20 protein-coding genes and 1 pseudogene are annotated in these 20,018 nt (G+C 50.8%); 2 read left to right on the top strand and 19 right to left on the bottom strand.

All coding sequences use genetic code 11. The features are described 5' to 3' along the window. Nucleotides 1-29 precede the first annotated feature (29 nt). A pseudogene (locus NDK47_RS10635) lies at nucleotides 30-1,017 on the top strand (stage II sporulation protein M). On the opposite strand, the gene NDK47_RS10630 reads toward NDK47_RS10635, so the two are convergent. The 12 genes from NDK47_RS10630 to NDK47_RS10575 form a co-directional block, all read right to left on the bottom strand. Further along, the gene (locus tag NDK47_RS10630; protein ID WP_251874794.1) at nucleotides 984-2,354 is read right to left on the bottom strand and encodes a DUF58 domain-containing protein; all 1,371 of its coding nucleotides are present in this window, start codon (nucleotides 2,352-2,354) and stop codon (nucleotides 984-986) included. The pseudogene NDK47_RS10635 and the gene NDK47_RS10630 overlap by 34 nt on opposite strands. After that, the gene (locus NDK47_RS10625; RefSeq protein ID WP_251874793.1) at nucleotides 2,305-3,225 is read right to left on the bottom strand and encodes an AAA family ATPase; all 921 of its coding nucleotides are present in this window, start codon (nucleotides 3,223-3,225) and stop codon (nucleotides 2,305-2,307) included. The genes NDK47_RS10630 and NDK47_RS10625 overlap by 50 nt, the downstream gene beginning before the upstream one ends. Nucleotides 3,226-3,233: 8 nt before the next feature. Further along, the gene (locus NDK47_RS10620; protein ID WP_251874792.1) at nucleotides 3,234-4,361 is read right to left on the bottom strand and encodes a DUF4350 domain-containing protein; all 1,128 of its coding nucleotides are present in this window, start codon (nucleotides 4,359-4,361) and stop codon (nucleotides 3,234-3,236) included. Next, a complete protein-coding gene (locus NDK47_RS10615) occupies nucleotides 4,354-4,980 on the bottom strand; it encodes a DUF4129 domain-containing protein (protein WP_251874791.1) in 627 nt (208 codons plus the stop codon). Before NDK47_RS10615 ends, NDK47_RS10620 begins: the two co-directional genes overlap by 8 nt. Further along, on the bottom strand, nucleotides 4,977-5,975 hold the full coding sequence (locus tag NDK47_RS10610; protein ID WP_251874790.1) for a DUF7847 domain-containing protein: 999 nt from the start codon (nucleotides 5,973-5,975) through the stop codon (nucleotides 4,977-4,979). The genes NDK47_RS10615 and NDK47_RS10610 overlap by 4 nt, the downstream gene beginning before the upstream one ends. 359 nt (nucleotides 5,976-6,334) lie before the next feature. Then, nucleotides 6,335-7,252 carry a CBS domain-containing protein gene (locus tag NDK47_RS10605; protein ID WP_251874789.1) on the bottom strand — a complete coding sequence of 306 codons (918 nt, stop codon included), beginning with the start codon at nucleotides 7,250-7,252 and terminating at the stop codon, nucleotides 6,335-6,337. After that, on the bottom strand, nucleotides 7,249-7,602 hold the full coding sequence (locus NDK47_RS10600; RefSeq protein WP_251874788.1) for a hypothetical protein: 354 nt from the start codon (nucleotides 7,600-7,602) through the stop codon (nucleotides 7,249-7,251). Before NDK47_RS10600 ends, NDK47_RS10605 begins: the two co-directional genes overlap by 4 nt. 29 nt (nucleotides 7,603-7,631) lie before the next feature. Continuing rightward, a complete protein-coding gene (locus NDK47_RS10595) occupies nucleotides 7,632-8,360 on the bottom strand; it encodes an EAL domain-containing protein (RefSeq protein WP_251874787.1) in 729 nt (242 codons plus the stop codon). Nucleotides 8,361-8,830: 470 nt separating this feature from the next. Beyond that, the gene (locus tag NDK47_RS10590; RefSeq protein ID WP_251874786.1) at nucleotides 8,831-9,112 is read right to left on the bottom strand and encodes a hypothetical protein; all 282 of its coding nucleotides are present in this window, start codon (nucleotides 9,110-9,112) and stop codon (nucleotides 8,831-8,833) included. 246 nt (nucleotides 9,113-9,358) lie between these two features. Beyond that, nucleotides 9,359-9,709, bottom strand: coding sequence for a YolD-like family protein (locus NDK47_RS10585; RefSeq protein ID WP_251874785.1), 351 nt, complete (start codon nucleotides 9,707-9,709; stop codon nucleotides 9,359-9,361). Further along, the gene (locus tag NDK47_RS10580; protein WP_251874784.1) at nucleotides 9,706-10,152 is read right to left on the bottom strand and encodes a YhjD family protein; all 447 of its coding nucleotides are present in this window, start codon (nucleotides 10,150-10,152) and stop codon (nucleotides 9,706-9,708) included. Before NDK47_RS10580 ends, NDK47_RS10585 begins: the two co-directional genes overlap by 4 nt. Beyond that, complete coding sequence (locus tag NDK47_RS10575) at nucleotides 10,149-11,390, bottom strand: DNA polymerase IV (RefSeq protein WP_251874783.1); 1,242 nt, start codon at nucleotides 11,388-11,390, stop codon at nucleotides 10,149-10,151. Before NDK47_RS10575 ends, NDK47_RS10580 begins: the two co-directional genes overlap by 4 nt. Nucleotides 11,391-11,653: 263 nt before the next feature. On the opposite strand from NDK47_RS10575, the gene NDK47_RS10570 reads away from it, so the two are divergent. Beyond that, a complete protein-coding gene (locus NDK47_RS10570; protein WP_251874782.1) occupies nucleotides 11,654-12,169 on the top strand; it encodes a GNAT family N-acetyltransferase in 516 nt (171 codons plus the stop codon). A gap of 186 nt (nucleotides 12,170-12,355) precedes the next feature. Here NDK47_RS10570 and NDK47_RS10565 read toward each other — a convergent pair whose 3' ends face one another. From NDK47_RS10565 to NDK47_RS10535, 7 genes are all read right to left on the bottom strand, one after another. Further along, nucleotides 12,356-13,918: a hypothetical protein gene (locus NDK47_RS10565; protein ID WP_251874781.1), complete on the bottom strand. Its 1,563-nt coding sequence runs from the start codon at nucleotides 13,916-13,918 to the stop codon at nucleotides 12,356-12,358. A 225-nt stretch (nucleotides 13,919-14,143) separates the two neighbouring features. Then, on the bottom strand, nucleotides 14,144-16,198 hold the full coding sequence (gene recG, locus NDK47_RS10560; protein WP_251874780.1) for an ATP-dependent DNA helicase RecG: 2,055 nt from the start codon (nucleotides 16,196-16,198) through the stop codon (nucleotides 14,144-14,146). Beyond that, on the bottom strand, nucleotides 16,195-17,082 hold the full coding sequence (sdaAA, locus tag NDK47_RS10555) for an L-serine ammonia-lyase, iron-sulfur-dependent, subunit alpha (protein WP_251874779.1): 888 nt from the start codon (nucleotides 17,080-17,082) through the stop codon (nucleotides 16,195-16,197). The genes recG and sdaAA overlap by 4 nt, the downstream gene beginning before the upstream one ends. A 26-nt stretch (nucleotides 17,083-17,108) precedes the next feature. Next, nucleotides 17,109-17,774, bottom strand: a complete 666-nt coding sequence (sdaAB, locus tag NDK47_RS10550) for an L-serine ammonia-lyase, iron-sulfur-dependent subunit beta (protein ID WP_251874778.1) — start codon at nucleotides 17,772-17,774, stop codon at nucleotides 17,109-17,111. A 348-nt stretch (nucleotides 17,775-18,122) separates the two neighbouring features. Then, nucleotides 18,123-18,404: a carbon-nitrogen hydrolase family protein gene (locus NDK47_RS10545; RefSeq protein ID WP_251874777.1), complete on the bottom strand. Its 282-nt coding sequence runs from the start codon at nucleotides 18,402-18,404 to the stop codon at nucleotides 18,123-18,125. Nucleotides 18,405-18,442: 38 nt separating this feature from the next. Next, a complete protein-coding gene (locus NDK47_RS10540) occupies nucleotides 18,443-19,027 on the bottom strand; it encodes a hypothetical protein (protein ID WP_251874776.1) in 585 nt (194 codons plus the stop codon). A 30-nt stretch (nucleotides 19,028-19,057) separates the two neighbouring features. Continuing rightward, nucleotides 19,058-19,624 (bottom strand): matrixin family metalloprotease, encoded by a 567-nt coding sequence (locus tag NDK47_RS10535; protein ID WP_251874775.1) that lies wholly within the window; start codon nucleotides 19,622-19,624, stop codon nucleotides 19,058-19,060. Between the last annotated feature and the right edge of the window lie 394 nt (nucleotides 19,625-20,018).

Below are 20,018 nucleotides of genomic sequence, written 5' to 3'. Positions count from 1 at the left end.
CTGTGAACTCTTTGAAAGGAGACCTGCTCGTGAACCTGACATCATTTTGGCAGTCCCACAAAGCGACCTGGGCTGAGCTCGACCGTCTGCTGGAACATTTTCAAAAACGTCCGCGCCAGGTGGGAGCAGCAGAAATCGACCGCCTTACCTTATTGTATAAAAAAACCTCTGCCCATCTGGCTTATATCCGAACCTACCATCCGCATGACGAGATCACCCAGTATTTGAACCAGCTGGTATCCAGGGCCCATAATACCGCATACCGGCAACAATCCAACAGCATGGGCCAGCTCTCCCATTTCTTCTGGGTTCATCTCTTTTCCCTGGTGAACAAGCGCATCTGGTTTATCGGGCTGGCCGGCTTGTTGTTCGTCATCGGCGGGATTTCCGGCTTTGCGGCAGTCATGGTAGACCCTCTGAATCTTTACTACGTCCTGCCGGAAGGAATGGCTGCACATATCGATCCCAGCCGACTGGGCGCGGGGCATGATGCGATCAATAGTCCGATCATGTCTACGGCGATCATGATCAATAATATCAAAGTGGCGTTTCTCGCTTTTATCAGCGGGATTACCTTGGGCCTCGTCCCTGTCTATCTGATGCTGTACAACGGACTGCTTGTCGGAGCGTTGGCAGCTGTATACGCCCAGGCAGACAGCAGCTATGCTTTTTGGGCCTACATATTGCCCCACGGCGTCATCGAGTTGACCGCGATCTTTATCGCAGGAGGAGCCGGACTCCATATGGGATACCGACTCCTCGTACCGGGCATCTATCACCGGAAATATCAGTTCCTGCAAGCAGCCAAGGAATCTGCACAACTGCTTCTGGGCACTCTGCCGATGTTCGTCATCGCCGGAATTATCGAGGGGTATATTACCCCGTCCTCCTTCTCTCTGGAAGCGAAGTACAGTGTAGCCGCTCTGACTCTTCTGGCTCTCGTCGGCTGGTACCTGTACGGTTTCTATCGCCAGCGACAGCGGTCATAACGCTTCTCTTCTTTTAATCTCCAAATAGGAATTGACTACGGTCAGCGTCAATTGATCGGCCGGGATGTCCAGGACCTGGATACCCGCGCCGATCATATTTTGTTGGAAAGCCTTTCGATCCAATTGAAAACGTTGTGCCAGCGCCTTGACGAAGGCTAACTGACTGTTGCTTACAGTTGCCTTGCTCCATTCATGCAGGAGCGGGTCCGCCAGTGACAGCAGCAACAGCAAATGACTGCGTCTCAGTCTCCACAGATACGCCCCCAGCTGATCCTCCAGCAGATAATTTTCCATATCGGAGAATAAGACCATCAAGCTTCTCCGCTTTTGTTGCCGATGCAGATACTCCAGTGCTTGCAGCGGGTTGGATTCCACAAAATCACTTCGCACATCATAGACAGCCTCGACCAATGTATGAAGATGCCCGAGCCCTCTGCCTGGAGGAATATAGGTTTTGATCTCGTGGGAAAAAGCCAGCAAGGCGACCTGATCGCCCTGTTTCAGCGCAACGGCAGCCAAAGTGAGCGCAGCCTCCAAAGAGAGATCCAGCTTGCTCCTGCCATCCAGCTCCACGCCCATCATCCGGCCGCAGTCCAAGAGGAGCGTCAACACTTTTCCCTGCTCGGGTCGAAACTGATTCGTCATCAAACGCCGTCCCCTGGCTGAGGCAGACCAGTTGATATGGCGCGGGTCATCGTCCGGTACATACTCGCGAATCGCATGAAACTCAGTTCCGCTTCTTGACCGGAGCAGGATTTTTTTCCCGTCCACAATCAGGCTGTCCTGCAGCGATTGCAGGTACCCGCGGACAGCCGATAGATCTGGATACACTTTAATCGCTTGAGGACAATACGGTTTGGCTTGCTTCTCCCACAGGCCCAGCTTTCCCTGATAGCGAAGATAGAGATGCGAAAAGGTGTATAATCCCCTCTCATTCCCCTTCGTTATGTAGGATACGACACCTCGCCGCTCCGACAAGACGCCTGTCACTTCTGTCGGCCGGTCAAATGTGTAGGGGAGATCATCCCGGAGATGATAGCGCACGGGTTTCCCGCTGTGATTTTCCAGTACGAGGGTGACGGTCAGTGTTTGCCCGATGTCGGTTTGCTCGGGCAGGATACGCGCTGCCACAAACTGCCCTTTCCGCGGCATACTCATCCAGTCCAGCACACTGGCCAAAAGAAGCAAAAGGTTGTAAATCCAGAAAAAGGTGTACCCGATCCCGACAAGTGAACCCGCAGTGGCTACCACTGCACCTCCCCCGAGCCAGATGATCATCCTTCTGGTCGGGAGAATCCCGTTGTCAAAAAATCGCTTAGCGAGGGACTGGAATGGCCGCGAGCGTTTCATCGATGATGTGGTCACTGTTGCCCCCCTCCAATTCGACCTGTGGCGCCACGATCAGTCGATGCCGCAGGGCGGGTCGTACAACAGCCTTGACATCGTCCGGCGTGACGTACATGCGGTTATCGAGCAAGGCCCACGCTTTGCTCGCCATCAGAACCGCGATTCCTGCCCGTGAGCTGGCTCCCAGCAACAATCGCTTTGTCTCCCGGGTCTTGCGTATGATTGTCGTGATGTACGCCAGTATTTGTTCCTCGACGACTACCTCCGCCAGCCTTTGCCGCTTTTGGATGATATCCTCCACGTTGTATGCCACATTCTCCTCTGCTGCTTCCTTCACAAAGAACGGAGTGTGCTGCCGTAAAATCTCCAGCTCCTGCGACTCGGAAGGATAATCCACCTGCAGTTTGAACAGAAAACGGTCCAATTGCGCTTCGGGAAGGACATAGGTCCCTTCATATTCCACCGGGTTTTGGGTAGCCATCACAAAAAAGGGATCGGGAAGCGGATAAGTGACACCATGGATCGTCACTTGCCGCTCTTCCATCGCCTCAAGCAAAGCGGCCTGCGTCTTTGGAGGCGTGCGATTGATCTCGTCAGCCAGCAGCAGGTTGGAAAAAATCGGTCCCTTGAGCGTTTCAAAAGAATTTTGTTGCATGTTGAAGACGACATTTCCCACAATATCGCTCGGCATCAGATCAGGCGTAAATTGAATCCGCCGATACGTGCCGTTAATCAGTTCCGCGAGTGTCCGGATCATTTTGGTTTTTCCGATTCCCGGCACGCCCTCCAGAAGAACATGCCCGCCCGCCAGCATGGCTGTGACCAGCAAACGAATGTTTTGCCTTTGACCAAATACTTTTTTCTCCATCTGTTGCAGTAGTTGCTCCACCTTCTGCTTCACTCCTTTTCCAAACGCTTGGTCACTTGATCCAGCAGTTTGCTGTCCTCCAGCAATCGTTTGGGTGTGTAATGCCGATCTTGCTTCGCTTCCTCCAGCCTTGCCAGCACATGGCTGAGCAGTCCTGCGTCCCGGTCCATCCAGTGCGTTTTGGCTGTGCGGACAATATCGTAGTCGGACGTCCCCTTGTGCAACCCCCATCGTTCGGAAAGAAGCTGACGCAGATACGCTTCGCGAATGCGCAAGGCGTCCCCGGCCAAGCGTCGTCGTTCATACCAGCTGGCCACGGCTAACAGCGTTTCGTCTCCACGCCGAACCGTCCATTCCCGTCGGGTATAAACCGGGCCAAAACGCTTCCCTTGCCACCAAATCATAAACAACAGGGCAATCCCAAGCTGGGTCAGACAGACGATCAGCCAGTCCGGGTAGATTGCCAGGATACCAGGGCGCTGCTGATAGCCATGATGGTACTCATCGATCCAGATCACTCTCCAGTTTCCCTGCAGGTACGGCCAAATCAATTCAAAATGATCGTTTTCCATGATGCGATTGTTCGTTAGCCACTCGGGCACGAGAAACAGCGTAATCGTTCCCGCTCCCACGGTGCTTCGCCCTGCCAGTATGCCCTTTTGATCCGACAGCAGCGTTTCCATTTCTGCTGAAGAGTCGAGTCTGTAGTGAGTTTCAGCCTGACCTGTACCCGCGCTGCTCAAAACGGCGCTTTCTATTTTCCCAGGCTCCGCTTGATAATCCGTCAGACTGCTAGCTGCAAGGTGAACATCTTCCCAGCCTTTCGAATTTTTCTGGAATACGAGCAAATCATTTCCTTTTTCTGCCCATTTCAACAGCTCTGCCTGCTCAGCTTCCTCTAAGCCGAAGGGTTCGACCAGTACGATCGCCTGATGTTCCCCTTCCGGCAAGTACTCCATGGGCTTTCTCCATTCTTTGATTACCGCCTGTTTCTCTCCCAGCAGTTCAAACACAGCCTTGGTACCGTTAGCGTTGGGCGAGAAGGAGACGTAGGGGGGATACGCTTGACCGGCAGGCTTCAGCAGAAGTACGCCTACGACCAAAAAGAGCAGGATGGCTGCTCCCACAGTCAGCCGATATTTGAAGACATTAGTCATGCGCACCCTCCCCGTCCAATCTCCGCTCCAGCTCGTTTACCGTTTCCCAGAACATCGCCGGTTCAAGTGCGACGCGTCCATACCACACCTGTTCAAAAAGGCGGGCATGACTGCGGAAAAATGATTCCCATTCCGGTTTTCGCTCTCGCAATTCATCCAAATATTCCCAATTTGTTTTCCACGTTTCGATATGTACCCAAGAGCGTTCCTGCATGTAGCTCAAGAGGGCCAAAAAGGAAAAGCGCATACCCTCGCGCCAATCCCCCTGATTTCCCCTCTCCTTTGCTTCCCGAATGTAATCCGCATAGGTGCGAATTCGCTCGTCATAGACAAGCAGGGGATTTTCCCTCCGGCTGCGCCTTACCATGCGCCGTCCCCACATCACCAGCAACGCGATGATGCCGATGATGGCGGCCATAATGATAACCCAGGACAAGACTCCTGCCGTACCGGGACTGACATCAGCGCTCAGAAGCAAGCGGCTGATCGTGTCGAGGATTTTTTCCAGAATGATGTCGAGCCAGCTTTTCCCTTGTCTCTCTACTTCCTGGAATTCCTCTCTGGCCAGTATCTCTCCCAGTTTTTCCTTGTCACCCGCCAGTTGGTTTGGATCAATCATGGCCTCTCATCCGGCTTCTCATTCGTCATGACCGGCTCCGTTTGCACTTGCAGCAATGCTTCCACGTCTGTACCATCATAGCGAACTTTCAAGTCCAGATACGTCAGCGCGTACACGATCATCATCCAGGGCACCAAAAGGCATGTAAACAGCACCAGCAGCAATTGGCCCAAGACGGATACGCCGAAGACGGCAATCAGAAGGGCTTGAATCCCGCCTGAGAAAATCGTGTAAATGACGGTAAGTACAATGTACAAGGCAACCAATCGCCAAAATTTCCCTTTTGTCAAACGCCAGCTGCGACCAATTCCAATACCGTCCCGCTCAATCAGCACCACAGGGAGATAAAACGCCCAGCGAAGCAGAAAATATCCAGGAAGCAGGACAATCACAAGAATGAAGAGAAGGTACAGCAAGATAAACAAGAGGATCATCAGCACGGGATTAAAGCTGTCCAGATCAGGCATGAGCAGGCCGCCCACTCCAATCCCAAGTACCGACAGCAAACCGATGACCAGCATAAATCCGATCATGATTCCGAGGACGATCAGCCCATATACAAACGTACTGCCGGCCATGGGCCAGAATCTTGAAAAAGATTGCTTCAACGCAGCCTTTAACGTGATGGGTTCCCCATACACAGCCCCTTTGGTGATCAGCAGCGATGCCCCCTGCATTTGAGGGTAAACCACGAAAAGACTGATAGGGATTAGCAACAAAAGAAAAAGCAGTAGCTTTATCGGGTCTTCGGTTACTGGTTGATCTGATCCCAAAAATCGGTTTTGCAAAAATTCTTCAAAACTATCCGATTCATTATCGGATGCCAGCAGCGGCATGCTGCCCATATCACTCATCAATGCCTCCTGCAGCAGCATCAGCGGAGCAAACAGGATCAGCGCCAATAAAAAGAACGTGGCAAAATGTTGGCGGTAAACCGCAAAGCTTCGATCCAGTAAGCCCCCCACTCCCATGGGTTCAAGCCGCTTTTGCTCCATTCTTGAAACCTCCACTATCTCTGTATTTTTTGGATTACCCGACTATTATACACGATTTTCCTCTTTTTTGAAAAAATCCCTCTGTTTCTGACAAATATTGTCGGATGTTTTCCAGAAAGCAGCATTGTTTCTTTTTACGGGCAAAAAAAAAGCCTCCGGCTATGAATATCAATAGCTGGAGGTATAGTACGTGAATGTCTTTATTATAAGTGCCATGCATATGCATTTCCTTCGTGGGTTATTGGCATTGCAGGTATTTTTGCCTTCAAATGGCGATTTTTATGTAAAAAGTGAGGCAAGGACTAAGGAGAGGAATATTATTCCCTGTTACTACTTTACAGGGAATTCGCCCCAGCTATCTATAAGTAAATATTGGGAATCCCTTTCCGGACACCCTCTCCTTGTTGTTCATCCTCACTTTCTTTAGAGGAAATATCGATCTCTTCCTGCCGCCGCAGATCGTAGAGATCGCCCCAGCTCCGCTCTTTTTTATACTGCTTGTTCAGCGAAGACATCAGGCTCACCTTTCTCAGCAGCTCTTTGAGGGAATGTGAGAAAAATTCTGGTTCCTTCCTTCCGTTCAGGTACCCCACCGCCACTGAAATCGGCACGTCATCCAATACCATCGGCTTCGTGATTTGCTTCAGGTATTCGTCAATCCGCTCTTCGTCAGCCAGAGAGATGATCACAAACTCATCTCCCGCATAGCGACACAGAAAATCGTCTTTTTCATGCACCAGGTTTACCAGTCTGGTCGACAGCGCCCGGATGACATCATCTCCAAAGGGATGACCGTGTTCTTTGTTAATTCGGCCGAAATCGTTGATATCCACAAAAATCAGATGGAATGGCTTGCGCTGTTTCAACAGCTCCTCGCCGATATATCGTATGTACGGAGCGCGATACAAACCGGTATGTGCATCCAGTGACTCTGAGAGCTTCCTCATGATTTCTTCACGGGTCACCAACCCCTTCATCTGCGAATCTTCCATCACCAGAATCCGCTCGATTTGATGTGCCTTGAGCAGATGATACGCATGCCAGATGTCCTGATCCGGTGTGACTGTGATGAGAGATGGCGTCATGGCATCGGCCACGATCCGATTGGGATGGGCTGATCGCACATCCCGTGAAGTGAGGATGCCCATGACCTCATTATGATCTACAACCAGCAGCGATCCGATTTTCCGTTCATTCATTTGCTCTGCCGCGGAGGAAACGCTTTTCCAGGAGGAAATGGTATGCACGGATGTAGTCATGATTTCGGAGATTTTCATGGCAAATCCACCTCACGCTCAACGGAGATCGCTATTTTTAACTCAGAGCGAAGGACCATTGAATCGCTGATCATATTTTGGGCTTCTTCCAGAATGATGTTCATCAAGACATCCTTGTCCAGCATCTGCATCAGCGAATTGCGCATCAGCACCGCCTCAATCCGCGGATGGTCAATCTTGATCAACGAGAATTGTTCAGGCGATAACGCCTCGGCCATCCGCCGAACGGCTTCCGGGCCAATCGGGGCTTTTCTCCCCACGATCAGAAGATCTTGCATTGGGGGTACCTCAAATTCCGATATTCGCAGGGAAAGCGCTGCTTTCCGTGAATACCTGTTTCGATCACTCATCACACTCTTGCCTCCAATATGTACGCATTTCAAGTATAACTTTTCAAACGTTCCGGTTTTCCCAGATAGTACCCCTGGCCCATCGTGACGCCAAGGACTGCGGCTCGACTAAAATCCGTTGCGTGTTCGATCCCCTCCAATATCAGCTCCGCCTCCCCCTGGCAATACTCCACCAGTAGACGGACGATTTTTTGTTTCTTTACCGATGCTTCCAGTCCATCTGCAAAAAACTTGTCCATTTTGATAAAATCGGGGGAAATTTCTACGATTTTGCGAAAGCTGGTCGTGCCTTCTCCTACGTCATCAAGAGCAATCATGAATCCGATTTTTCTTAGCATGCCGATCCGTCTGGTGAAGAGGGGATTCATCCAGATTTTTCGCTCTGCAGCTGATTCGTTGATCTCCAACACGATTTTACTTAGAAACGGGCGGAACCGACTCAAAATGTTGTCCACAAAAGCCGGGAACTGGTCTTCTACGATGGTAGACGGATAAATATTGACAAAAAGGAATACACTTTTGTCTTGCCGCTGATGAGACACAAAAAAAGTCTGAAGCGCGTGCAAGATCGAGAACGTATCCAATTCAAACAACCTGTTTTGTTCGATAGCCTTTTGGAATAATGCTTCGGGACCGATTGGGGACAAGCTGCGTATCAGCGCCTCATATCCTATTACCTTTTTTTCCGGAAGGTGACAAATCGGCTGGAATACGTGGTAGAATTGTTTATTTTCAATAACCTCTGTAATACTCTCCATCGTCCTAACCTTCCTTACATGTTTTATGAAATAATCGTGCCTTCATTTCTGTCATTTCGTCAGACGGCGGTTTATCGTTGCGCTACCCCTGATTACTCTAGGTACTTAGACTTACTTTTTTTAGACGACAGATGACAAAATACACCAATATCCCTAATTATTCGCTAAGCGTTCTCTTAATTCCTTTTCTTTTTTTGTGTAATTCGGACTACCATTTACATCTTTTCTTTTATCCATCACCTAATTTTTCATCAGCAAAAAGCGTCTCCTGCTTTGTGACATTTCACTAAAGGCCATTAGAAAAACTTGGCTTATCGCCAAGTCAAATAGCGAAAGTCTTCGTTTTTCTTACGCTTTCGCCATTTAACGCATTAGCGAAATTAAACTTTTCAATAGTATAAAAAAAGCCTTTCCTCCCGTGCTTTTACGGTGAAGGAAGGCTCATTCCTTTTTGGACGTGGTGACTGGTTTTATGTCGCGACTACATCTACCTTGCTTTTGGTGACAATATGATGACCGAGCGGCAGCCCTCGCTGCTTCAGTTCGTCTGAGCTTACAATCTGGAGCGTTTCACTTTTGCATGGCATTGGCATCAGACCGCCGAAAGGGCTCATCACGCGTCCATTTGTCGTTGTCTCAATCACAATGTACAGCCCTTTGCTTTCCAACTGGTGAAGAAACTCCGTCCAGCTTTTTGCACTCATATGCCCCACGTGCTTCGTGAAAATAACACCCATTTCTTGTGCTAACATGTACGCTCTCCTTTGGTTCCCGTCAAGATGATTTGAGACATCATAACGATACAAGGAAGATGGCGTTTTGGCAAAATGCGTTTTTCGCAGAATTCGGCGAAAAAATCTTGTTTTTCTCCAGATATGGATGCTACAGTCTCGCCTCGTCACCGCACACCGCTTTTCACTATGTGTCGCTCCCTTTCGCAGCTTGCTTTCGTCAACGGAGCTCTTTTTTTTTTGATCATCGCCCTTCATCCTGGCCGGTCACCCGGAGCGATCCTCTTCCACCTCCAGCAAACTGGAAAAGCGAATCCAGATTGTTCTCCCCTCTGCTTGCAGCTTCATTTTTCCCAGGGACGGATCGACATGCGAAATGCTGCCTGTCAATTTCCTTGCTCTTTCTCCATCGTAATAGATAAGCATGATCTCTCTTCTTGCTTGCCATGCTTCCCATACCCGGCCACTGAGGATGGCCTGTTGTTCCTCGTCCCGTTCAGGTGGAACGTAGCGCCGCTCCTCACTCTTCATCCTGGTGTACATCTCCCGGTGCTCGGGCAGGACAAAGCGACTGGCTACAAACAAATTATCCCGCTTGGAAACGCGCTTTTCCCTCATGTTCTCCCTTCCTTCCTGCTGTCTGAACTCAGGTTGCCTTGCTGCTCCTGTATAGCTGCCGGCGGCCCCCAGGGAAATGCTTGTGGCCGCATCATCCACCACGAGCGGGCCAGTTCCTGACACTCAGCACGGAGCACTTCGATGGAATAGATCGCTTCCCTGACGTATCCGCGATGCCGATATCTCACAACATAATAGCCATCCTGGCGAGCTGCTGTCAGCAGACGGCATCGTTGCTGCATCAGCCTGCGGCGGAGTTGATGATGCTCTTTTTCTGCCCAGCGGGACAGATCCTGAAAAAACCAGTGATAAGAAATTTTCAAGGGATTCGCCTTCAGGTGTTCCAAATCCACCATCGCCACCCGGAACAACAGGCCATACAGTACATACAGGCGGAGCAGCTCTTGTTCGCCTTCGCTTTCCTCGCGCGGACTGGCCGTCATTTATAATGCCCCCCGATCTTTCTCGCCCGCTCCTGGGCCTGCCCTGCCTGCAAGGCAGAAACGGCCCGCAGGATGGCATCCGGGCCGTAACGGTTGCGGATGTCGTCTACGGCGCGGGCGAGTGACCGCTGTTTATGTGTATCTGTAAAGAGATTGAGCTGCACCACGTTGTCGGGTACCAGCTGCTCCAGATTAACGCCCACACTTCGCACCGGCGTCCCCTCCCAATGCCGGTCGAACAGGCGGCAGACCGCTTCATACAGCGTCATCGCATCGTTCGTCGGCTCTGGCAGCTTTAGCTGGCGTCCGAATCCCACGGGAATATCGAAATCAGCACCCCGGCAGCCAACCGAGACCACATGGCCCATCAACTCCTTGCTCCGCGCCCGGCGACAAACCTCCTCACACAGCTCCAGCAGCACCACCTTGATATCGGCTGCCGTATGATAATCGCGCGGCAGCGTCATGTGGTGACCAATCCCTTTTTGGGTGTCATGCGTGCCCAGCGAAACAGGCGAATCGTCCAGACCATGTGCGGTGCGCCACAGCACTTCTCCGTTTATTCCCCAGCGCTTGGTTAACACAGCGGGAGAGAGCTGTGCCAGCTGGCCGATCTGATAGATGCCCATGCGATGAAAATGCCGCTTCATCCGCGAGCCTACGCCGAACAGCTTCTCGATCGGCAGCTTCCAAAGCGTATCGGCCAGCTCCTCTCGCTTGAGCCAAAAAATACCGACCTCCTGCTTTTTGGCAAAATTGTCGCAGGCCATTTTGGCCAACACCTTGTTTTCTCCGATGCCGATCCGGGCATTGACTCCTGTCTCCAGCCGAATCCGCCGCCGGATCTCCTGTGCGATCTTCCACGGATCGCCAAACAGCTTGATACTGCCAGTCACGTCCAGAAATTGTTCGTCAATCGAGTACGGTTCTACCAGATTCGTAAACGACTCAAAAATGCGGGTAATTTGCACGGCAATCCGGATGTAGGTCTCCATTCGCGGACGTACGACCACCAAATGCCGACATTTTTGCTGAGCCTGCCACAGCGCTTCTGCCGTAGTCACGCCGTACGACTTGGCGATCGGGCAGGCCGCCAGCACGACGCCGCTCCTCCGTTCGGGGTCCCCCGCCACCACGATTGGTTTGTCGCTAAGCTCCGGATTGGCTGCTTTTTCAATACTGGCGTAAAAGCTCTCCATGTCAGCGAGAAAAATAATCCGTCCATTTTCATGGGACATCAGAACCATCTCCTGTATAGGAACAAATGTTCTTATCTGACTCTGTTCTTATTATAGCAAACAAACGTTCGCTTTTATACCTGTCGTATGCAAAAATGGGCTGGTAATTGCAGGAAGTCGTCCTGATTATCGAGAACTCATGTAAGCATGGCAACCAAAGAGCAAAAGCCATGCCTACATTCGCCCCCCGCATGTACCGAACGCGTTTTACACAGTCGGCGCAGTGGGGAAACACAGGTGAAAACACAGGAGAGGAGAAAAGCATGAGGATTCGTCTGCGACCAACGTCCCCCAAGGATATTCCCTCTATATACGAAACCGAGCAAATGGAGGAAAACCGCGTTTACATTTTGCCGTGGGAAAAAGAGCGGCATCAGCTCTCTCTCACTGATCCCGATATTCGCCACCTCATTGTGGAAGAAGCGGATACCAGCCGGGTGGTTGGATACGTCATCCTGGCCGGACTAACCAACCCGCACGGAAGTATTGAATTGCTGCGAATCACGATTTCAGAAAAAGGAAAAGGGTATGGGCGCCAGGTGCTTCGGGAGATTAAAAGACGAGCTTTTCATGAATGGGGAGCCAACCGTTTGTGGTTGGACGTGAAGGAGGAAAATAAACGCGCCCTTCAGCTCTACCTGTCAGAGGGCTTTATCATGGAGGGAAAATTGCGGGAGTGTCTCAAAACAAATGATCGATATGAATCTTTGATCGTTCTCTCCCTGCTGGCCCGGGAGTACGACGGTCAGGCTGGAAGCGAGACAAGCAAGTCCCTGTAAGAGAATCTTTCGCCTTTGACAGGATCGTCCGAAAAAGCACAAAAATTATGCAAAGCGGCTGCCCATACTGAATCGCATTGGAGAATAAAGAAAAACGCGGAAAATGATGAACTGCACCCCATTTGTTAGACACATCTAACATTTGGAGGTGCAGTTCATGAACCCGCGATTTTTTATTTTCGTTATTCATTCGGGTTTCTGCAAATCATAAAGGCTCAGCAGATACACCCACTTGCTGTCCCGGCTTACTCCCAAAATGTCAAGCCCAGGCTGCAAGTCTTCAAGCAGCGTCTCCGTCTTGTTCCGATCAGCGTCAAACACATTGAGATTCATAAAGCTCCCATGTTCGCTGTCCTTGTACTTGGCAAACAGGAACCGGTGACTGCTTGGAAGCCATACCCCTTCCCCCATAAAATCGGCCACGTGAGTAGTACCTTTATAAAAACCCCCGTTCCAAAACATCTGATACATCCCGTCATCGGTTTGCAGATAGCCCGACCAGCCTTGCTTTACCACAGGCGGATTCCAAAGACTGATCGTCTTTGTCCCCCAATCAAAGCGATGGACCAGTTCTTCAAAACTCTCTTCGTGTTTCCTCATGCGAATGATTACCTGTTTTCCATCATCCTGCAGATCAATAGGAATTACCGCTCCATCCATTTCACTGGTAGGTACAGTGCCCTTCAGAACCCCGGCGAATCGGCGCTGCTGACCGCTTTCAAGCTGCACGATCAACAGGTCGAAATCCTGCTTCTGCTCCTCTGTCCCCACAGCCATCAGCAGCTTGCTACGGTCGCGGCTAAAGCTTGCCCCGTGAACATAACCATCGATTTCGATCCGGCTGACACCCTCAACCTCGGGCACCTTCACGCCTTTATCCGGCTCCGCATAAAAAAAACCGCGCCGATCCACATAAAATCGGCCTTCTCCCCGATATGTCGTCATCAGCTCGACAGGATAGTGGGTCATGGTTTTCTCCTGCACGTCGTAGATCGCATACAATAGAGGATGGAGACCATCGCATTCACAGTAGTGAGTGTAACGCCTGAGAAATAAATAGCGCTGCTCCTCATCAAGGAACGGCTCACTCAAATAATGAATCGGAAATTGACTGAGCTTCTCTCTGACCTGGCCATCGAGGGACATCCGCCATACTTGATTGGGCGGCAGGACAAGCGCGAACAAGTCCGGCGACTTAGCAAGCACCTGTCCGGACTTGGTGCGTGCCCCGTTTACAGCCAGCCGATACTCGATTCCCATCCCTGTCACTTTTTCCTGTGGGGTCGCACGCAGATGAAGCTGTTTGTCATGGACCCAGCGAAATTCAAAGTCCGGGTGGACAAACCAGTCACCGTTGTTCTCCTCCTTCGCCTGGGCGACAATCGCTTCCTCCACACTTTTTCGATCCATGGCTTCGCGGAAAAACAGCGTAAAGGTCTGGGGCCCCATCCCGACAACAGTGCGGATCGGCGATTGCAGCCTCGGTTCTTCGTCAAGGCGGATCACCACCGCATCTTTCATCGCGGCATAGTCAAATGGAATTTCTTGTATCTGCCACTCGTTTGCGGAAGCACCTGGCACCGACGCCCCCGAGCCTTCATCCGTCGGCTTTTCCCCCGCTGAGGGCGGCAAACCGGCTTGTGGCGGCGCCTGATCCTGAGAGACAGGGGAGCCCTCCGTAGGCAAACTGCACCCTGACAAAAGCAGTGTTCCGAGCAGGAGCCACACGAATCCCTTTGAACGAAACATCCTTATGACTCTCCTTCTTTTTGGCAACTGTATTTTTCCATTAGACGGCAGGGACAGGCGATAAGTTACAGTATCTGTTAACAGAAAAAAAGCCCTTCCGAGATTGGAGGGGCTTACCACCGTGCATAGAGGACAAGCTAAGTCCCATTTTTCCCAGAAAGGCTTCACTTTTTTGGACCACGGCCCCAAGACTATCCCACAGAAAGCCAGTACGAACCGCTCGCATCAGTCAAACACAATCCCGTCCAAAACTCCCTCGCGCTTCAAGTATTCGCGCAGCCAGAAATACTGCTCCGCCCTCCAAAACTCATCCCTCTCTACCAGAGAGGCCGTCTCCTGGCGGGCAACCTCCAGCGCTTTGAAATCACTCATCAAGTCCGCCACTTTAAATTCGGGCAGACCGCTCTGCTTGGTTCCGAAAAAGTCACCGGGACCGCGCAGCTCCAGATCGCGGCGGGAGAGTTCAAAACCGTCTGTCGTTTCGCACATGACGCGCATTCGCTCTTTCCCGATTTCCGTTTTGGGATCGGCAATCAGTACACAATACGACTGATCGGAGCCGCGCCCGACACGCCCGCGCAGCTGATGCAGCTGCGCCAGCCCGAACCGCTCGGCATCATAGACCACCATAAACGTCGCATTGGGCACGTTGACCCCTACCTCTACGACTGTGGTCGAGACGAGAACCGCATACTCCCCAGAGAGAAAGGCCTGCATCACCGCATCCTTTTCCTTCGCGGGAAGGCGACCGTGCATCAGCCCTACCCCATATTCCGAAAACACTTGGGACAGCTGGGTATGGACATCAATGGCGTTTTGCACATCCAGCTTTTCCGACTCCTCGATCAACGGACAGATCACATAGGCCTGTCTGCCCTTTCGCAATTCACTGCGCATTTGCTCCAGCACCTGATGGAACTGCTCATGCTTTTTCCAGGTCGTCTCGATCGGTTTGCGGCCCGCCGGCATCTGGTCGATCGTCGAGACATCCATATCGCCAAAGGCCGTGATTGCCAGCGTTCGCGGAATAGGCGTAGCGGTCATGAACAGCACGTCCGGGGAAAGGCCTTTGTTTCGTAAAATCCGCCTTTGTTCTACACCAAACCGATGCTGTTCATCCGTAATGACCAGCCCCAGCTTGGAAAAGTAGACATCTTCTTGAATCAGGGCATGCGTCCCGACGACGACATCAGTCAGACCCATTTGCAATTCTCCGATCACTTCGCGCCGCCGTTTAGCTGTCAGCGAGCCGGACAAAAGCGAGACTTGAATGCCGTACGGGGAAAGCAGCGACGTAAGTGACTGTAGATGCTGCTCGGCCAGAATCTCTGTCGGCACCATCAATGCCCCTTGGTACCCGGCTTTGACAGCCGAAAACAAGGCAATCGCTGCCACCACCGTTTTCCCCGATCCCACATCACCCTGGAGCAGCCGGTTCATCGCATAAGGGGCCCGCATATCTGTGAGAATCTCCTTGATCACACGCTTTTGGGCATCCGTGAGGGGAAACGGCAAAGCCCGCACAAAGGAGCGCACCTCGTCCATCGGGATAGAGAGCGCCACCCCTTCTGTCTGCTCGCGGGTAATTCGGCGAAGCGCCTGCATTTTGAGCTGGAACAAAAACAGCTCCTCAAACATGATGCGGCGGCGGGCTTGTCGCCCCTCCTCGGCGTCAGCCGGAAAATGGATCGAGTGGATAGCAGCGGGTCGCGACATCAGCCGATAGCGACTGACGATGTCCGGCGGCAGAATTTCCGGGATTTGCTCCCCGTACTGCCGCAATCCCTGCTGGATCGTCTTGCGCAGCAGCGTATGGGTCACATCGCCGCCCAGCGGGTAGATCGGTGCCAGCTCGCCTCTTTTTTGCGCCCGGTCCGAATCCGTCTCCGTCATTTCGCTGACGGTAATCTGCAGCTTGTGCTTGTCCCACTTTCCCGTGACGAGAATCTCTTTTCCGGGCGACAGCCTGCTTTTGACAAAGGTTTGATTAAACCAGACAGCCGTGACCACCACTCTGTCCATCACCAGCTTTACCGAAAGGCGCGATTTTCGCTTGCCGTAAAAACGAACAGAGGGTTCGCCGTAGACAATCCCTGCCAGCGTTACCCTCTCTCCATCCTTGACCTCTGTCAAATCGCGCACGCGGTAATCCTCATAACGAGAGGGAAAATACTCCAGCAGCTTTCCCACACTGGTAATGCCCAGACCGGCAAAAGCCTTGGCCCGCTCCTCGCCTACCCCGTGCAAAAGCGAGACGGGCGCGTCATACCAATCGTTCATTTCTTCGCCAACTGCACACCGAAGATTTTGGCCTCAATCTGACGCCCGGTCTGCGTAGCGGCCAAGCCTCCCTGTGCGGTCTCCTTGAGCGTGGTCGGCATCGCGCAGCCAATCCGGTACATCGCCTCAATCACTTCGTCGGTCGGCACCACACTCTTGATGCCGGCCAGTGCCATATCGGCAGCGACCGTTGCGATAGCCGCCCCCATCGCATTGCGTTTGACGCAAGGAACCTCTACCAGTCCGGCCACGGGGTCACAGACCAGACCAAGCATATTTTTCAGCGCGATCGCTACGGCTTGTGCAGACTGCTCCGGCGTACCGCCCGCCATCTCGACAATCGCCGCAGCCGCCATCGCTGTCGCAGAGCCAACCTCTGCCTGGCAGCCGCCAGCGGCGCCGGAGATAAAGGCGTTGTTGGCGATGCAGTAACCGATGGCCCCCGCAGTAAAGAGATAGTTGACCATCTCTTCGCGGGCCGGCTGGAGCTTGTCGGATACCGCAAATAGCGTACCCGGCACAATCCCGCAGGCACCTGCAGTCGGAGTCGCCACAATCGTGCCCATGGCGGCGTTCACTTCATTTACAGCCACAGACATGGAGACTGCATTCAGCAGTGTCGGCCCAGACAGAAAAGGCTTTGTCTGCATGTACTCCTGCAGTCTCTTCGCATCGCCGCCGGTAAGCCCGCTGTGCGAGCGGATGTCTTCCGTCAGCCCGCGCCGAACCGCTTTTTCCATCACGTCCAGATTGGTGTACATATCCGTTAAAATGGCCTCTCGCGTCCGCTGGGAAACCTCCATCTCCGCTTCGATCATCACCTGCGAAATCTTTTTTCCCTGGGACTCGGCCAGTTCTACGAGCTCCGCTACATTACGAAACATGTTGTCACTTCCCTCCTGATCCCGCTCTATTGCAATGACAGCAGCGAGACGTCAAAAATATGCGGGATCGCTCTGATTTCGGCCAAGACCTCGGGCAACACCAGCGCGTCCGTCTCAATCGCCATCAGGGCGCGCGAACCGCGCTCATGCCGGGAAACCTCCATCAGTCCTACATTGATCCGATGCTCCTTCAGTACCTTGGCCACACCGGCAATCATGCCGAAGCGGTCTTCATGCAGCACCATCAGGGTCGGTGAATCGAAGCCGAGCTGGAAAGTAAAGCCATTGATCTCGATCACTTCAATCTTTCCGCCGCCGATCGAGACGCCGACCACTTCCACCTGCTTCTCATCATGGCCGAGGCGAACCCGGGACGTGTTGGGGTGGCCAGTCAGCTCGTCGGAGGTGTCGATTCGCACATCGATGCCCAAATCTTTGGCGATCTGCAAGGAGTCTTTCAAACGCAGATCAAACGTGTCGAAATCGAGAATTCCGGCCACCGTTGCCACATCGGAGCCATGCCCCTTGTAGGTCTTGGCGAAGGACCCGTAAAAGGTGATCTCCGCTGTTTTTGGCTGACTGCCCAGGAGCTTGCGGGCCATCCGTCCGATCCGGGCCGCGCCGGCTGTATGAGAGCTTGACGGTCCCACCATGACGGGACCGATTATGTCAAATACACTTTTATATTTCACCCAGTTCTCCTCCTGAATTCCAAGGGGTTCTGCACCCGCAAAGGTTCACTCCCATTGTATCTTACCGCCTTTGAAAGCGCTATAGGTTCCTGCCGGTGAAACTGGGCTTTCACCTACTTTGCTGCTGCTTCATAACATACAAAAACGATAGCGGTATGGAGCGAAAAAGTGAAAAAGGAGGTCGTCAGATGGAGTAAAGGTGATTGATCGGCTGTGAAAGAGAAAAAGAGCAAACCCATTTTTCCAAAACGGAGACAGCAAAAATGGGAGACAACAAAAACAAGCAGAGGGGTCTGCACGACTCCCCTGCTCTCCTGTGACGATATGAACGACGGGCGGCTGACCAGCCTACGACGAGCAAATTTCCGCTGCGTTTTCCTCCCTGGACTCAGCCAGCGGGACATAGGAGGCCGGCCGCCTGTGCCGCAAATAATGAGGCATACCTCTCGCCTCCCTGATCTTTTCGAGATCAAAATGAATGAGATACCCCGACTCGCACTGATCCCCGAGGACAAGCAGGCGTCCAAACGGATCAGCAGCGGCGCTTTCTCCGAAAAAGAAGGTTTCCTCCTCTGTGCCGATCCGGTTGGTCGTCTGTAAAAATGATGTTACTTGTAAATGACTTGACATCAGACCCTCTAACGGGCATGACTTCCTAAGATACAGTTTCATTTCTTAATCGCTTGAATCAATTCATCTTCCGTAATTTTAGGTAGTTGTTCTGATTCATAAACATTAACAAATTGATTATTGTTTGATTCTTTCGAAAACATACCTCTTGAATTAGCTAATTTAAAGAGTTGGCTAGGGGTATTTGGAACAAAGACTTCTTTATCTTCATTATCGTATTCAACATTTAAAAATAATAAATATTCACCTTCATCCCAAACATGAGTATCATCTTCGGTAATTGTAACGATACTTTTTCCACTGTCGAACCCAATCAAGCGATAAAGTTCTATCGTATCCCCTTCTTCAATTTCTTGATTTGTCAGGTTGCTGTACACTTTATTCACTTGAACTTGATAGGCGTGATATATAACATCGTCTACTATTTCTTCCCTGTACTGTGTAGGGATAGAACCTTGAACGATTAATTGCGAGTCATTAACAATTTCTTCGGTACTAGTAAACCTTTTTGTCATAGCAAAGTGATTTTTTGAAGAGGGGGAACTTGCTTGATTATATGCTACTGCAGATCCAAATCCGACAACCAACGCAAGAGCAACAATTGCTCCATAAAACAACTTCATTTGTACCACTCCTTTAATAATATTATTATTTTAGTCATACAAGTTAATGAGATTTGTTTTATCAAATGCAGTGGGACCATAAATACTTGATTTAAATACGTAACTTTCGTTCATAATTGAGACTTTATTATTATGTGCCAATCCAAGAATATGTCCAAATTCATGAATAATAAGATTTGTAGTTTTATGATCATCCAGTTTATCGGAAAGGTATCGGACAATAATTAAATCTCCCGATGCATAAGGATGAACATCATCGTTTCCGTACTTATCATAAGGAATACCAACAGCATAAGTTCCGCTGCGACCAAGTCTTTCGTCTGAATTTCTTGATACGTGACGAACCTCGATTTGAGCAGGCTTTTTCTCGGTCGATGGATATAAATCCAAATTATATGCTATACCATTCCAGGCGTCAGCAGAAGCCCAAAGAACTTCTGCATATTTTTTCTCTAGATTTACATTCTCGTAACGAACTGGAGATATTTCCCACTTGCCATTTAAATATGCTGCAAACACACTTGAAGTAGTAAAAAACGCAATTGTTGAGACGAGGGAAAATACGCTAACTGCAATTTTTGTGGATTTCTTTACCATGTTTTTTTAAACCTCCTTATTATCGAATTACATAGTTTTACATCATATGTATATTAAAACATATATTGGTAATTTTTTCAATATGAATAATAGAGTAATATCAAGAATTTGAAAAACATTTGTATTGAGGTAGAGTATTATGCGAGAACCGGAGTTTTGTAAAAGGACTAGTCTTTAACAAAGGGTCAGCAGATACAGATACACCAGGGAGCTTTATTACTCGCCATTCAATTTCATCAGGGGAATGAACTACCGCCCGATGAAATCGGCATACTATATTTGAGGCAAAAACGGTTGGAAAGAGAAAATGATACCCGTCCTCTATCAGATGTACAGCTCAAACAAACACATTCGAGGCCGGTAATTACGTTATAAATAAAAGCAACAGTCACTC

Source organism: Brevibacillus ruminantium, from assembly GCF_023746555.1.
Lineage (GTDB): Bacteria > Bacillota > Bacilli > Brevibacillales > Brevibacillaceae > Brevibacillus > Brevibacillus ruminantium.
The sequence above is the reverse complement of the archived record's forward strand: the minus strand, read 5'-3'. Positions and strand labels throughout refer to the sequence as shown.

Bases quoted from the DNA above. Each gene is read 5' to 3' on its own strand.
- NDK47_RS10620 (WP_251874792.1), bottom strand. From the start codon at position 4,361: ATGACTAATGTCTTCAAATATCGGCTGACTGTGGGAGCAGCCATCCTG.
- NDK47_RS10615 (WP_251874791.1), bottom strand. From the start codon at position 4,980: ATGATTGATCCAAACCAACTGGCGGGTGACAAGGAAAAACTGGGAGAG.
- NDK47_RS10610 (WP_251874790.1), bottom strand. From the start codon at position 5,975: ATGGAGCAAAAGCGGCTTGAACCCATGGGAGTGGGGGGCTTACTGGAT.
- NDK47_RS10605 (WP_251874789.1), bottom strand. From the start codon at position 7,252: ATGAAAATCTCCGAAATCATGACTACATCCGTGCATACCATTTCCTCC.
- NDK47_RS10600 (WP_251874788.1), bottom strand. From the start codon at position 7,602: ATGAGTGATCGAAACAGGTATTCACGGAAAGCAGCGCTTTCCCTGCGA.
- NDK47_RS10595 (WP_251874787.1), bottom strand. From the start codon at position 8,360: ATGGAGAGTATTACAGAGGTTATTGAAAATAAACAATTCTACCACGTA.
- NDK47_RS10590 (WP_251874786.1), bottom strand. From the start codon at position 9,112: ATGTTAGCACAAGAAATGGGTGTTATTTTCACGAAGCACGTGGGGCAT.
- NDK47_RS10585 (WP_251874785.1), bottom strand. From the start codon at position 9,709: ATGAGGGAAAAGCGCGTTTCCAAGCGGGATAATTTGTTTGTAGCCAGT.
- NDK47_RS10580 (WP_251874784.1), bottom strand. From the start codon at position 10,152: ATGACGGCCAGTCCGCGCGAGGAAAGCGAAGGCGAACAAGAGCTGCTC.
- NDK47_RS10575 (WP_251874783.1), bottom strand. From the start codon at position 11,390: ATGTCCCATGAAAATGGACGGATTATTTTTCTCGCTGACATGGAGAGC.
- NDK47_RS10570 (WP_251874782.1), top strand. From the start codon at position 11,654: ATGAGGATTCGTCTGCGACCAACGTCCCCCAAGGATATTCCCTCTATA.
- NDK47_RS10565 (WP_251874781.1), bottom strand. From the start codon at position 13,918: ATGTTTCGTTCAAAGGGATTCGTGTGGCTCCTGCTCGGAACACTGCTT.
- recG (WP_251874780.1), bottom strand. From the start codon at position 16,198: ATGAACGATTGGTATGACGCGCCCGTCTCGCTTTTGCACGGGGTAGGC.
- sdaAA (WP_251874779.1), bottom strand. From the start codon at position 17,082: ATGTTTCGTAATGTAGCGGAGCTCGTAGAACTGGCCGAGTCCCAGGGA.
- NDK47_RS10545 (WP_251874777.1), bottom strand. From the start codon at position 18,404: ATGTCAAGTCATTTACAAGTAACATCATTTTTACAGACGACCAACCGG.
- NDK47_RS10540 (WP_251874776.1), bottom strand. From the start codon at position 19,027: ATGAAGTTGTTTTATGGAGCAATTGTTGCTCTTGCGTTGGTTGTCGGA.
- NDK47_RS10535 (WP_251874775.1), bottom strand. From the start codon at position 19,624: ATGGTAAAGAAATCCACAAAAATTGCAGTTAGCGTATTTTCCCTCGTC.